We start from the raw sequence: 12,707 nt of genomic DNA, 5'->3' as shown, positions 1-12,707 counted from the left end.
CCTAGTAGCAACGTAGTTCCGTTTGCGGTCGCGAAAAAAAGTCCAGCCCGCGATAAAACCTGCACCTGCAGCGAACATGATAAATCCAAGTAAAAATTTGAGCCAATCAAAATCTGGCGTAATGGTTTCATTTCCGAATTCAGAGAAATACACGAATACCGAATCTTTCATTTTCAGAAAACCGAAGCAAGCAAGTAAGCCTGGAATAACGAGCATGAGGATAGCAATAAAGCGAGCAGTAACTAATTTCATAAATACAGTGTCTCCTTATCGGTCAAAATATACAGTTAGCTCTATCATACCTTTTTACGTGTAGAGTGTCTATTTCGTAAAACGACGATGTTTTCGTCATTAAAAACAGGTACAATAGGGATGGATGACATGTTACAATGCGAATGGGCATCTTTGAGAGTTATATGAATAGGCAAAAAAAAGTATATAGTTATGGTTATTAGAAGGGAATGATTTTATGGCTATACAGGTAGATGTAGCAGTGCTCGGAGGCGGGCCTGGCGGTTATACAGCAGCCATTCGTGCTGCACAACTAGGAAAATCGGTTGCCATTATCGAAATGGACAAGCTTGGCGGCACATGCCTACATAAAGGATGTATTCCGAGTAAATCGCTGCTCCGAAGCGCTGAGGTATATTCAACGCTGCTTGAAGCAAGCTCATTTGGCATCCAAGTGGCAGATGGGGCGATATCACTCAACTATGGCAAAGTACAAGAGCGTAAGGATCAAACCGTAGAGCAGCTCTATCGTGGACTTCAAAGCCTAATGAAAAAGAATGGCATTCAAATTATTCAAGGCAAAGGCAGAGTCATCGGTCCTTCAATCTTCTCTCCAAAAAGTGGCTCATTAGCCGTTGAGCTGCCGGACGGTGAAATGGAATCAGTTGTATCCACTAATCTCATTATTGCTACAGGATCTCGTCCTCGTACACTGCCTGGTTTAACACCAGACGGCGAATATATAATGACCAGTGATGAAGCGTTAGTTATGGACAAACTGCCAAAATCCGTTATTATTGTCGGCGGCGGGGTTATCGGCGTTGAATGGGCTTCACTTTTACATGATTTTGGCGTTCAAGTTATTTTGGTTGAAGCGGGCTCCCGCCTTTTGCCTGGTGAAGATACAGAGGTTTCAGCTGAGCTGACAAGAGTGCTGCGTGGACGCGGTGTACGTGTGCTGACTGGCGTTCAACTGCAGACCGATCAATACAAAGGTGAAAACGGTGAAGTGTCTATCGTTGCAGCTACCCAAGATGGTGACGTAATATTGACTGCAGAAAAGCTATTGGTATCTGTAGGACGCCAAGCGAATGTGGAAAACATGGGTCTCGAAAATACCGATGTTCGCACATCGAGCGGTGTGATCGAGGTCAATGCGTTCGGTCAAACGAGCGAGCCACATATTTATGCCATTGGCGATGTGGTTGGCGGCGTTCAACTCGCTCATGCTGCTGCGCATGAGGGCATTATTGCTGCTGAGCATATTTGCGGTGAGAAACCCGTTGCGATTGAGGCTCATTTGATACCAAGGTGCATCTATTCCCGTCCGGAAATTGCTTCTTACGGCTTGACAGAGGATGGAGCACGCGCGAAAGGGCATGACATAAAGACAGGTAAAATTCCGTTTCAAGCGATTGGCAAGGCTATTGTTTTGGGAGAGAAAGAAGGATTCGTCAAGGTAATCGCTGATCGGAAGACCAACGATATTGTTGGTGTTCATATGATTGGAGCTCATGCAACGGATCTAATATCCGAAGCAGCACTCGCTGGAATTCTGAACGCAACACCTTGGGAAGTTGGCCAAATGATTCATCCTCATCCGACGCTTTCAGAGGCGCTGGGAGAAGCGATGCTCGCCGTAGATGATCGAGCGATATCGTTCTAATGAAGACTGTTTTCTTTTTGGTTCAATTGGAGTTATAATATATATGATCAAGTCTTAGTACCAGGTTATAATAGCGCGCAAAAGGAGGAACACCTTATGACCCAATCTGCTTCTACTGGGCAAAATGTTCGTCATTTGGAATTAGGGCTTAGCGATGAGCAAGCAATTGATATGTACGCAACGATGGTGACTGCTCGCAAGTTTGATGAGCGTATGCTGCTGCTGCAGCGTGCAGGGAAAATCAATTTTCACGTATCAGGTGTAGGACAAGAGGTAGCACAGGTTGCTGCTGCGTATGCACTTAATCGAGAAACAGATTATTTTTTACCTTATTATCGGGACTATGGCTTCGTGCTCTCTGTTGGGATGACACTGCGTGATTTGTTGCTGTCGGTTTTCGCCAAAGCGGAAGATCCGAATAGCGGCGGACGCCAGATGCCTGGCCACTTTGGCTCGAAGAAGCTGCGAATCGTAACGGGCTCAAGTCCAGTAACAACGCAGGTTCCTCATGCGGTAGGCATAGCGCTTGCGGCAAAAATGAAAAACAAGCCTCTTGTTAGCTTTGTTACATTTGGTGAAGGTTCGAGCAATCAAGGCGATTTCCATGAGGGCTGCAACTTTGCTGGAGTACATAAGTTGCCTGTTATTTTCATGTGCGAAAATAACCAATATGCAATCTCAGTTCCTATTCACAAGCAATTAGCAGGTACAGTTGCCGATCGTGCACTTGGTTATGGTTTCCCTGGATATCAGGTTGACGGTAACGATGCGCTTGAGATGTACCGTGTTGTGAAGGAGGCGCGTGAGCGCGCAATTGCAGGCGAAGGTCCAACATTGATTGAAGCAATGATGTACCGTATTTCACCACACTCTACTTCAGATAACGATCTCGCTTATCGTACGAAGGAAGAAGTTGATTCCAACCGTGCGAAAGATGGCATCCCAAAATATAAGCAATATCTGATTGATTGCGAGATATGGTCCGAAGAGCTTGAAACTGAGCTTCAAGCCAAAATTCGCAAGATGCTTGACGAGGCTACTGAATATGGCGATAAAGCGCCGTTCCCGACGCCGGAATCTACATTGCTGCACGTTTATGCGGATGATGCTGATCAAGGAGGTACGGAATAATGGCAGTTATTGAATATATTGATGCAATTCGCCAAGGGATGAAGGAAGAAATGGAACGAGACGAAGATGTCTTCGTTCTGGGTGAGGATGTTGGTCTTAAAGGCGGCGTCTTTACAACAACCAAAGGATTGCTGGAGCAATTCGGCGAGGATCGTGTTCTTGATACTCCGCTTGCAGAGTCAGCCATTGCAGGTGTTGCAATCGGTGCAGCGATGTATGGCATGAAGCCCATTGCTGAAATGCAATATTCAGATTTTATGTTTCCGGCCACCAATCAAATTATTAGCGAAGCGGCCAAAATCCGTTACCGCTCGAACAATGATTGGACTTGCCCGCTCGTAATTCGCGCTCCTATTGGCGGCGGTGTTTTTGGAGGACTGTACCATTCACAATGTACGGAGTCGGTATTTTTCGGTACACCTGGTCTGAAAATTGTTGCTCCATACCGTGCATACGATGCGAAAGGGCTTCTAAAAGCAGCTGTGCGCGATCCGGACCCTGTATTGTTTTTTGAGAATAAAAAATGCTACAAGCTCATTATGGATGAAGTTCCAGAAGAGGACTATATTGTTCCTATTGGCAAAGCGAATGTTCTTCGCGAAGGCGATGACATTACGGTTATAGGTTATAGTCTGCCTCTTCATTTTGTCGAGCAGGCGGCTGCAGATCTAGCGACTGAGGGCATTAGCGCTCATATTCTCGATCTACGGACGCTTCAGCCTCTGGACAAAGAAGGCATTCTTGAAGCGGTGAGAAAAACAGGCAAGGTGCTTATTATCCATGAGGACAATAAGACTGGCGGCGTAGGTGCAGAAGTTTCAGCGATCATCGCAGAAGAGCTGCTTTATGAGCTTGATGCTCCGATTATGAGACTATGTGGACCAGACGTGCCAGCGATGCCTATCAACCCGCCGGGCGAGAAGTTTTTTATGCTCAACAAAGATAAAGTAAAAGAAGCAATGCGACAGCTAGCGCTTTATTAAAATATAAGAAGTCTAAAGTACTAAGCTTAGATGTCACCGCGAAACGTATGCTGCGCCGCCGAAGGACGGCGGTAGCCGTTTACGCCTCGGCCAGTAGGGAGATGTGAATTATGAAAACTATGACGGAAATCGTCGTGCCTCAACTAGCAGAATCACTTGTATCAGCTACCATCGATAAATGGCTGAAGCAGCCTGGCGATTGGGTTGATGTTTACGAGCCTGTCTGCGAGATTATTACAGATAAAGTGAATGCCGAACTGCCTTCCACTGTAGCCGGCAAGCTTGTTCGTATCCTTGTTGGCAAGGGGGAGACCGTTCCAGTCGGCACTCCAATCTGCATAATTGAAACAGAAGGTTCTGCTGAGGATGCCGGAATTGGGGCTGCGGAATCCCAGACGGCTACACCAAGAGAGGCAACTACCACACAAGTAAGTGAAATAGATTTGCAAGACGCTCCAATGCGCAATCGTTTCTCACCGGCTGTACAGCAGCTGGCAGCTGAACACTCCATTCGTCTTACCGATGTTCCAGGAACCGGTTTAGGCGGACGTATCACACGTAAAGACGTTCTTGCCTATGTAGCAGCTGGTGGAAATCAAGCTTCTAACGGGAATGGTGCTGTGCCTGCAGCCAGAACTGTAGATGCTGCTGCGCAGGTGCGTTCTTCTGGTCTGCATTTGACGGAAACGCCAAGGTTCCCAAAAATCGAAGTGGAAGGAGCATCGGGAGCTGGTCGTGGTGATAGCTTCATTGATGTAACGCCAATTCGGAATACGATTGCTCGCAACATGAGACAAAGCGTAAGTGAAATACCGCATGCATGGACTATGATTGAAGTAGACGTAACGAATCTTGTTCTTCTGCGCAATAAGCTTAAGGATGATTTCATGAAGCGCGAAGGCATTAATTTGACGTATTTGGCATTCCTGCTCAAAGCTGTCGTTAATGCAATCAAAGATGTGCCAATCATGAATTCCATGTGGGCTGTTGATAAAATCATAGTGAAGCGAGATATTAACATCGCGCTGGCGGTTGGTACAGAGGATTCTGTCCTAACACCTGTTATCAAAAATGCTGATCACAAAAACGTAGCCGGTCTTGCCAAAGAAATTGAAGAGCTTGCTCGTAAAACGAGAGAAGGTAAACTGACGCTGTCTGATATGCAGGGCGGAACGTTTACTGTTAACAATACAGGCTCCTTCGGTTCTATTTTGTCATATCCGATTATTAACTATCCGCAGGCTGCCATTCTAACGTTTGAATCCATTGTGAAGCGTCCCGTTGTCATAAATGATATGATCGCTGTTCGTTCAATGGCTAACTTATGTTTGTCACTTGATCATCGGATTTTGGACGGCGTTATTTGTGGTCGTTTCTTACAGCGTGTGAAGGATAATCTAGAGAGCTTTAATCTAGAAAGCAAATTGTATTAGAAAAGGGGAGCACGATCATGGCTGAAGCGGATAACGCAAAAAGCTTGAGACGGCTGGATGCCCAATATATAGGCATGCTCGATTACGCGGAAGCGTGGGAGCTGCAAAAAACATATATAAAGCAAATTGATAAGGAGGAGCGCAATCAGTCGCTGCTCCTTCTTCAGCATCCGCCTACGTATACGATGGGTTCTGACAAACATCCTGAGCACCTTCTGCTTGATGAGGCAGAGCTTAAGGAACGAGGTATCGCTTTTTATCAAATCGACCGCGGCGGGGATATTACTTATCATGGCCCTGGCCAGCTGGTCGGCTATCCACTTCTTTATCTAGATGCAGTAGGCCTTAATTTGCATGCCTATTTGCGGAGCCTTGAGCAAGTCATTATTAATTGGCTGAGCGAGTATGGTATAGAAGCGGGCAGAAAGCCGGAATATACAGGAGTATGGGTCGGTGATCTGAAAATAGCGGCCATAGGCGTAAAATTTAATAAAGCCCGCCATCAGCGGGGCTTTGTTACGAGTCATGGATTCGCTCTTAATATTAAATCTGGCATTGCCGAAGAAGGATTTAGTGGGATTATTCCTTGCGGTATCCAGCAGTTCGGCGTAACATCCTTTAATGATTTAACAGGGCTTGATTTATCGGTTGAGGAAGCGGCGAACCAATTGCTCCCTCATTTTGTGAAAGAATTCAGATGTGAATTGGATCTAGTAAAGAAATAGTGATCCAAGACCAGCTAGCAAGGATGATAAAACTAATGCCGATACGAGAACGATGGCAACAATTCGAATCAATCGCTGTCTGCGCATATGAAAAACCCCTTTCTTGATTTGGAACGTCATAGCTTGCTATGAGCTTGTCATTTACTCTATTGTATACGAAAGTTATGGACGGAGGAAACGTTAATGATTACAAAAGATCGTTTAGTGAATGAATTTATGGAATTGGTGAAGATAGATAGCGAAACAAAACACGAGCAGGAAATAAGCCGTGTGCTAAAGCAAAAGTTTGAAGCGCTTGGCTTGCAAATTAGCGAAGATGATGCAGCAGCTAAAACTGGGCATGGAGCAGGGAATTTATTTGCAATATGGGAAGCAGAGGGAGCAGCATCTGCACCAACGATTTTTTTTACATGCCATATGGACACAGTAACACCTGGTGTTGGCATCAAGCCGCAGCTTGACGCTGATGGTTATATAAGAAGCGATGGAACAACGATTCTTGGCGCTGATGATAAAGCAGGCATTTCTGCCATTTTTGAAGCAATCCGAGTCGTTAAGGAGCAGTCCATTCCGCATGGGCGCATTCAATTCGTCATTACGGTAGGAGAAGAATCAGGTCTACTTGGCGCACGCTCGCTGGATGCATCGAAGCTGGAAGCTAAGTTTGGATACGCGCTTGATTCGAATGGCGCCGTTGGTGATATAGCAGTAGCAGCACCGACACAGGCGAAAGTTACGATCAAAATGTATGGTCGTTCAGCACATGCTGGCGTTAATCCTGAGGATGGGATCAGTGCCATTCAAGTTGCTGCAAAAGCAATTGCAAGAATGCCGCTTGGACGTATAGATAAAGAAACAACGGCGAACATCGGTCGATTCGAGGGCGGCGGCGCTACAAATATTGTGTGTGATTTTGTGACGCTGTATGCTGAGGCGAGAAGCATTGTACAGCATAAGCTGGACAATCAGATTGTTGCGATGCGGAAAGCGGTTGAGAGTGCTGCAGAGGAGTTTGGTGCACGGGGAGAGCTTGAAAGTGAAATCATTTACCCTGCTTATCAATACGATGATGCAGATCCAGTAGTACAGCTCGCCAAAAAAGCAATCACAGCAATCGGACGTACACCGCGTACGTTCCATTCTGGCGGGGGAAGCGATGCAAATATTTTTAACGGCTTAGGCATTCCTACAGTCAATCTAGCTGTTGGCTATGAGCATATTCATACGACGAAAGAACAGATCAAGGTTGATGATTTGGTGAAGACGACTGAGCTTGTCGTTGAAATTATTAAACAAGCGTCTGAAGCACAATAGTTTTAGCGGAGGTCGTAAGAAGCAATAGCTTCGATTGGCCCTGCCGTAAAATGACAGAAAGCCCTTCGATCCTGCGGCTCAGTTTTGGCTGATCGCGGAAGGAGGGTTTTTGTCTAAATGCATGCGTCCGTGACATGATTAATTCGTTTTTTCCAAAGGAACACGGCGTACGCTGATGACATTTGTATATTCGGACATGGGTGTTCTTGATAAGGATGAAGCAGAAAGCTTGCGCAGCTGATGTTTTATTTCCCAGCCTTTTCCTACTAAGCGCAAGTGATTGAGTGCAACATATTGTTTCATATTAATCTCCCCTGTCGATTTGATATAATGATAGTTATGCAGAGGCAGGACAAGTTATGCGAAAGAATCAAATTCAATTTTAAGGAGCGAATACGAGTGGAAGAGCAGCAAAGAGCTGAGTTGTGGCGTGAGGAAACGATTAAGACCGAGCCTATTTTTGAAGGTAAAATGATTACGCTGCAGGTTGATACCGTCACGCTTGCAGACGGCAGAACAGCAACTAGAGAAATCGTCAAACACCCGGGAGCAGCAGCAGTTATGGCGCTTTTGGATGGAAAGCTGCTAGTAGTGGAGCAATTTCGCAAGCCTCTGGAAAAATTCCAAATCGAGATTCCTGCTGGCAAGCTTGACCCTGGCGAAGATCCGATGACAGCAGCAGCTCGTGAGCTTGAAGAAGAGACGGGTTACCGCTCTGATGATTTGACTCTCCTTAGCGCTTTCTATACATCACCAGGGTTTGCAGATGAGAAGCTGTATATTTATTTCACTGATAAAGTGGAGCAGGGCGTAATCAATCCTGACGACGATGAAGACTTGAAGGTTGAAGCCATCACTCTCGAGCAAGCTGAAGCCTATATCCAAGAAGGCCGTATTAGCGACGCCAAAACGATCCTAGCCGTCTACGCTTGGAAACTATACTCTTTGACAGGTCGGTTCTAACCGACCCTGTCTTCCCACAACATACCCGTCATACCTCTCTCAAACCCCTCATATAATGAAAAGTAAGACAACCCCTTGGGTATTTTTGTGATTTTTTAAATTTATAGGAATGTAGAGCTATGTAACTGTAGAGATGTACATCTGTAGAGCTGTAGAGATGTAGAGATGTAGAGATGTAGAGATGTAGAGATGTAGAGATGTAGAGGTGTAGAGATGTAGAGATGTAGAGATGTAGATCTGTAGATCTGTAGATCTGTAGATCTGTAGATCTTTAAATCTTTAAATCTGTAAATTTGTACAATAGTAACTCTGTGAACTGTATAACTGCAGAACTCAAGAACTCAAGAACTCAAGAACTCAAGAACTCAAGAGCTCAAGAACTCAAGAACTCAAGAACTCAAGAACTCAAGAACTCAAGAACTCAAGAACTCAACAACTCAACAACTCAACAACTCTAGAATCATAGAACTGCAGAACTCTAGAACCATTGAACTGTAGAACTGTAGAACTGTAGAACTGTAGAACTGCAGAACTCTAGAACTGCAGAACTCTAGAACCGTAAGCTGTATATTTCTAATTTTGGCTTATTGTTTTCTTTATGTTTAACTGCTCTTATATTTGTTTTTGAGTGTTAATTTTTTAGTTTGCGGTGGTTCTCTTACTTTTGGGGACGCACTTCTCRTATTTAGCACTGCAAGGTTCATTGTGTATATCAAGGTTGCTTTTGAGTCGTGAAATACGCTCTTAACGGACATGAAAGCCGTTATTTGTGAAGAAATCGATATAAACAGACTACTAACGGACATGAGTTCCGTTATTTGGATGAAAAGGAGCATAATCAAAGCTTTCAAACCTAAATAAGAGATCCTATGTCCGTAAGATCAGAAAAAAGGTGGAGAATAGCTAAATAAGGTATCTGATGTCCGTTAGCATCTAGAGCAGTGGATTTTTATCGTTTTAAACTAATCTATTCATTGATCGATCTCAATTTCTAGAAGCATAAATTTATATTGTTATAATCAGCGCAAATTATAAAAAAACACCCAGAAATTGAAACTTGGTTTTCAATAATATTGAAATTCCTTTAAATTTTCTACTATATGGCTATATGTTTGTAACTAAACTAAATGACTAACTAATGAAACTGACAATCTCCAAGTATGTCTAGTAAGGACGAAAGCTCTCCCCCTTAAACCATAAGTCCCATCACAGAGTACCGCCAACGTTTGTCGAGTAACTGGTGTCTTGCGGGAACAACATTTGGGGTCTTCCTTTGAAATGGAGGGCTTGGTTAGGTTCGAAAAGYTTTTAACTTAAAAAAGYCRATGYWAAAAAGTCATTACTGCTATTCTTTAAAATGATTTTAAAAGGATTTAAAAGATGTTAGAAGGCTTTAGAAGTTWTGAAGTAGYTCAAAACGAGWATTGGTCAGCATACACTGCAATCACAAACTTCCAGCGTGTCCCGCAGGGACGAAAGCGCTCCACAGTAAGCCAAGCATATCCGYACAGAGTATCGCTAACGTTAGTCGAATTGCGGGTGTCCAGAGGGTGCAACCCTTGGGGCCCTCCGTTGGAAGGGAGGGTTTGGGTGGGGTCGAAAAGCCTTTATGTAGTGTGTTAGAAGTCCTTAATATAGGTAGTATCCTTTATCAAGGTTGTAGCCTAACTGTAGGATGTGTCCTATCTATAGGTACGGTCTATCTAAAAGTAAGGCCCTAATTTTGGGGCGGGGTCAAACAACTCCGAAAGGTCCGGTGACCATGGCCAAAAATCAATTGTCGCTATACGTTTTTGTGTCGGTTCTTTTTATCGTAGGTGTCATCTTCGGCGCATTGATGGTCAATGCACTGACGCTGGAGCAGCAGCAGGATCTAGCTCAAGATGTAGATCAATATGTTCAACTGATCAATCAGGGCATCGGTTCTGGAGCTGCGGATTCGTTTTGGGATCGGTTTTTTTTCCATAGCAAGTGGCTGCTTGTACTATGGCTGCTCGGAATTACGGTGATTGGCATACCCGGAGTGCTCGCGCTTAATTTTTTGAAAGGGGCATTAGTTGGGTTTTCGGTAGGGACGCTGATCAATCAATATGCGTGGAAGGGCGTACTGTTCTCGCTGGTCTCTATCGCGCCTCAGAATATTATTGCAATACCGGCAATGGTTATCATGAGTGCTGCTGCAATATCCTTCTCCATGTTCGTTATCAAAAATAGGCTCCTTCGGCAAAAGGGGGAACTTGCGCCTGAGCTGGGCTCGTTTACATCAACAGCTGTGTTGATGCTATTTCTTTTTGCAGGAGCAGCTTTGTTAGAGGCTTATATTTCACCAACATTAATCAGTTGGGTTTCGCCCCTTCTCGCGTCCGTTAGCGCCACAATCTGACACCAAAATGTTTGACTTTACGGCATGTTAGCCCCTATAATGAGAGGAAACCTTTCCTGAAAAAGGCGCAGTCATGTGGTAGGGGGGAAATCATGGAAGCCCGGATTGATAAGATTAAACAACAGTTGCAGTCGCAGGGCTACAAATTAACCCCGCAGCGCGAAGCAACGGTACGAGTTTTACTTGAAAATGAAGATGACCATCTTAGCGCTGAAGATGTATTTATGCTAGTTAAGGATAAAGCTCCAGAAATCGGACTTGCAACGGTTTATCGGACATTGGAATTGCTTAGTGAAATGCATGTTGTCGAAAAATTGAATTTTGGCGACGGGGTAGCGCGGTACGATCTTCGTACGGACAGCAATAAACATCACCACCATCACCTCATATGTGTACAATGTGGAACTATGGATGAAATCAAGGATGACTGGCTTTTGCCTTTAGAAGAGAGGCTAGAGCAGGAATACGGATTTTTTGTGCTTGATCATCGCCTTGATTTTCAAGGCATTTGTCATCGATGCAAAGAGAAAAACGACCTTGCAAACCCAAATGAGAATCAATCATAAACGGCTTGGCTGCCCAGCGTAACTGGACGGCAAGCCGTTTTGGCATTCTATTATGCTTTAAAAATATGATCAAGCTGCATTAAACCAGCACCTTGTGCAAGCGAACTATAATTATTTAGCTTGAACGCTTTTTTTTGCAGCCTTGTTTTTACCGCGTAGCGACTATGCCGAGGCCTTGCTGCAAGCAGCAAGGCTGCACCGCCTGCAACATGAGGTGAGGCCATACTTGTACCGGATAGCTTCTTATATTTACCGCCAAGCCATGTGGATAATATATTTTCGCCGGGGGCTGAAACGGAGATCCCGCTGCCTCTGCTGCTGAAAGTAGCTATTTTATTTGCTTTTGTCGTAGCCGCTACCGCTATCGTTTCTTTAAAAGATGCCGGTTCGTCGATAACTCCGCTTGCACGTCCCTCATTGCCAGCAGATGCGACGATGATGATGCCTTGCTTCGCTGCTCGTTTTATCGCGTTGTGCAGCGTATCGCTGCTTTCAGAGCCGAGCACGCCAAAGCTCATATTTATGACATTCATGCGATTTTTGACACACCAATTGATTCCCTCAATAATATCCGAAACAAATCCTTCTCCGTCCTCATTCAGCGCTTTAACCGCATACAAATTGACCTCAGGAGCGGTGCCCAATGATTTGCCTGCTCTACCCGCTGCTGCGACGATGCCTGCCACATGGGTGCCATGACCATTATCGTCAGCGTAAGAACCGCCGTTAATTGTATTAATCCCGCCAGCGATATTCAAGTCGGGATGATTGGCGATTCCTGTGTCGAGGATAGCGACATTAATGGATTTTCCCCGTGTTGTAGCCCATGCTTCGGGTGCTTTTACTCGAATAATGTTCCATGGCAAAATTGCGGGTATTGTAGCTGGCGTGAGCAGGGGCATTGCATAGCTGTGTTTCCTTGGATTATTAATACGCAGGCCGTGAGCGCGGATTTTGAAATCTTTTTCGACAATCTTAACTTGCGGAAGACTCAAGAGTGACTGTAAAGACGAGTTTTTATGAAAATGACAACCGATGATTCGGCTTTTTGAGACGGTTTTGAACGGGGTAATTCCGAGTTGTTTGAGATGCCGAAGACAGCGTTTATAGGATTTAGCTGATTGGAGTGTTATTAGTTTCCGATTGGTGTTTTGAGACGATTTACAAGAAATACAGCTTTTAAATATACCTTTTATTTTTGACAATGGACCTAGAACCCCCCTAATCAAGCAATTCCTTTTTCAGTCTATGGGATAGGACGTATTTCGGTATGGGTACTTGTCAATTTGACACATATTTTTCGAAATATAAC

General features: G+C 44.6%; 13 protein-coding genes. 9 read left to right on the top strand and 4 right to left on the bottom strand.

Annotated features, from left to right (window positions below; translation table 11 throughout):
• The coding region (locus tag AB4Z17_RS26705) for a DUF2627 domain-containing protein (RefSeq protein WP_441963170.1) at positions 1-252 on the bottom strand (252 nt) is incomplete at its 3' end.
• 217 nt (positions 253-469) lie between these two features.
• On the opposite strand from AB4Z17_RS26705, the gene lpdA reads away from it, so the two are divergent.
• The 5 genes from lpdA to lipB all read left to right on the top strand — a co-directional run bounded on the left by lpdA (position 470) and on the right by lipB (position 6,169).
• Positions 470-1,897, top strand: coding sequence for a dihydrolipoyl dehydrogenase (gene lpdA, locus AB4Z17_RS26700; RefSeq protein WP_441913602.1), 1,428 nt, complete (start codon positions 470-472; stop codon positions 1,895-1,897).
• A gap of 96 nt (positions 1,898-1,993) precedes the next feature.
• Positions 1,994-3,028, top strand: a complete 1,035-nt coding sequence (locus AB4Z17_RS26695; protein ID WP_430057921.1) for a thiamine pyrophosphate-dependent dehydrogenase E1 component subunit alpha — start codon at positions 1,994-1,996, stop codon at positions 3,026-3,028.
• Positions 3,028-4,011 (top strand): alpha-ketoacid dehydrogenase subunit beta, encoded by a 984-nt coding sequence (locus AB4Z17_RS26690; protein ID WP_076267031.1) that lies wholly within the window; start codon positions 3,028-3,030, stop codon positions 4,009-4,011. Before AB4Z17_RS26695 ends, AB4Z17_RS26690 begins: the two co-directional genes overlap by 1 nt.
• Positions 4,012-4,121: 110 nt before the next feature.
• A complete protein-coding gene (locus AB4Z17_RS26685) occupies positions 4,122-5,444 on the top strand; it encodes a dihydrolipoamide acetyltransferase family protein (RefSeq protein ID WP_441963168.1) in 1,323 nt (440 codons plus the stop codon).
• A gap of 17 nt (positions 5,445-5,461) precedes the next feature.
• Positions 5,462-6,169, top strand: a complete 708-nt coding sequence (gene lipB / locus AB4Z17_RS26680) for a lipoyl(octanoyl) transferase LipB (protein ID WP_441963167.1) — start codon at positions 5,462-5,464, stop codon at positions 6,167-6,169.
• On the opposite strand, the gene prli42 is transcribed toward lipB, so the two are convergent.
• Positions 6,155-6,256: a stressosome-associated protein Prli42 gene (gene prli42, locus AB4Z17_RS26675; protein WP_161807522.1), complete on the bottom strand. Its 102-nt coding sequence runs from the start codon at positions 6,254-6,256 to the stop codon at positions 6,155-6,157. The genes lipB and prli42 overlap by 15 nt on opposite strands.
• A 96-nt stretch (positions 6,257-6,352) precedes the next feature.
• Here prli42 and AB4Z17_RS26670 point away from each other — a divergent pair, with 96 nt between their 5' ends.
• Positions 6,353-7,483 (top strand): M20/M25/M40 family metallo-hydrolase, encoded by a 1,131-nt coding sequence (locus AB4Z17_RS26670; RefSeq protein ID WP_441963166.1) that lies wholly within the window; start codon positions 6,353-6,355, stop codon positions 7,481-7,483.
• Between the two features lie 138 nt (positions 7,484-7,621).
• Here the strand turns inward: AB4Z17_RS26670 and mciZ are convergent, their stop codons facing one another.
• Positions 7,622-7,786, bottom strand: a complete 165-nt coding sequence (gene mciZ, locus AB4Z17_RS26665) for a Z-ring formation inhibitor MciZ (protein ID WP_339203333.1) — start codon at positions 7,784-7,786, stop codon at positions 7,622-7,624.
• 90 nt (positions 7,787-7,876) lie between these two features.
• Here mciZ and AB4Z17_RS26660 point away from each other — a divergent pair, with 90 nt between their 5' ends.
• From AB4Z17_RS26660 to fur, 3 genes are all read left to right on the top strand, one after another.
• Positions 7,877-8,446, top strand: coding sequence for an NUDIX hydrolase (locus AB4Z17_RS26660; RefSeq protein ID WP_372238966.1), 570 nt, complete (start codon positions 7,877-7,879; stop codon positions 8,444-8,446).
• A 1,762-nt stretch (positions 8,447-10,208) separates the two neighbouring features.
• Positions 10,209-10,829, top strand: a complete 621-nt coding sequence (spoIIM, locus tag AB4Z17_RS26655; RefSeq protein WP_339203331.1) for a stage II sporulation protein M — start codon at positions 10,209-10,211, stop codon at positions 10,827-10,829.
• A 92-nt stretch (positions 10,830-10,921) separates the two neighbouring features.
• Complete coding sequence (gene fur / locus AB4Z17_RS26650; protein ID WP_441912591.1) at positions 10,922-11,395, top strand: ferric iron uptake transcriptional regulator; 474 nt, start codon at positions 10,922-10,924, stop codon at positions 11,393-11,395.
• Between the two features lie 50 nt (positions 11,396-11,445).
• Here the strand turns inward: fur and AB4Z17_RS26645 are convergent, their stop codons facing one another.
• Positions 11,446-12,390, bottom strand: coding sequence for a S8 family peptidase (locus AB4Z17_RS26645; protein WP_441963164.1), 945 nt, complete (start codon positions 12,388-12,390; stop codon positions 11,446-11,448).
• Between the last annotated feature and the right edge of the window lie 317 nt (positions 12,391-12,707).

Source organism: Paenibacillus sp. TAF43_2, assembly GCF_052113545.1.
Classification (GTDB): Bacteria; Bacillota; Bacilli; order Paenibacillales; family Paenibacillaceae; genus Pristimantibacillus.
This window is presented reverse-complemented; position numbering and strand designations above follow the sequence as displayed.

Excerpts from the sequence above, each read along its gene's own strand:
- lpdA (WP_441913602.1), top strand. The coding sequence starts at position 470 with ATGGCTATACAGGTAGATGTAGCAGTGCTCGGAGGCGGGCCTGGCGGT.
- AB4Z17_RS26695 (WP_430057921.1), top strand. The coding sequence starts at position 1,994 with ATGACCCAATCTGCTTCTACTGGGCAAAATGTTCGTCATTTGGAATTA.
- AB4Z17_RS26690 (WP_076267031.1), top strand. The coding sequence starts at position 3,028 with ATGGCAGTTATTGAATATATTGATGCAATTCGCCAAGGGATGAAGGAA.
- AB4Z17_RS26685 (WP_441963168.1), top strand. The coding sequence starts at position 4,122 with ATGAAAACTATGACGGAAATCGTCGTGCCTCAACTAGCAGAATCACTT.
- lipB (WP_441963167.1), top strand. The coding sequence starts at position 5,462 with ATGGCTGAAGCGGATAACGCAAAAAGCTTGAGACGGCTGGATGCCCAA.
- prli42 (WP_161807522.1), bottom strand. The coding sequence starts at position 6,256 with ATGCGCAGACAGCGATTGATTCGAATTGTTGCCATCGTTCTCGTATCG.
- AB4Z17_RS26670 (WP_441963166.1), top strand. The coding sequence starts at position 6,353 with ATGATTACAAAAGATCGTTTAGTGAATGAATTTATGGAATTGGTGAAG.
- mciZ (WP_339203333.1), bottom strand. The coding sequence starts at position 7,786 with ATGAAACAATATGTTGCACTCAATCACTTGCGCTTAGTAGGAAAAGGC.
- spoIIM (WP_339203331.1), top strand. The coding sequence starts at position 10,209 with ATGGCCAAAAATCAATTGTCGCTATACGTTTTTGTGTCGGTTCTTTTT.
- fur (WP_441912591.1), top strand. The coding sequence starts at position 10,922 with ATGGAAGCCCGGATTGATAAGATTAAACAACAGTTGCAGTCGCAGGGC.